This window comes from Xenorhabdus bovienii (assembly GCF_024721015.1).
GTDB classification, from domain to species: domain Bacteria; phylum Pseudomonadota; class Gammaproteobacteria; order Enterobacterales; family Enterobacteriaceae; genus Xenorhabdus; species Xenorhabdus bovienii.
In genome coordinates this window covers 1-231 of the sequence record NZ_JANAIF010000498.1, presented here as the reverse complement: position 1 = coordinate 231, position 231 = coordinate 1, and the positions used below count along the sequence as shown (strand labels likewise).

Here is a 231-nt window from a genome sequence, read left to right as displayed (position 1 = left end):
CTACGCGTCTCCCGAAAGCTTCACCCGAGCGTTTCGCAAGACCTACGGTGTTGCCCCGTCCTCTTACCGGGCGGCCTGATTGATCAGAGCGGCCAGATCACAGGTATTACTGCGGAGGTCAGCAGTCCGATCGACAGGTTGAGCGGGATGCCGACTTTCATGAAGTCAGTGAACTTATAGCCGCCCGGACCAAACACGAGCATGTTGGTCTGGTACCCGATGGGCGTGGCA

Annotated in this window: 1 protein-coding gene; it reads left to right on the top strand. The window is 58.4% G+C overall.

The features are described 5' to 3' along the window. Positions 1 to 79 (top strand): AraC family transcriptional regulator (locus NXS07_RS22145; protein WP_368859268.1); only part of this gene is annotated, 79 nt, incomplete at its 5' end. Between the last annotated feature and the right edge of the window lie 152 nt (positions 80 to 231).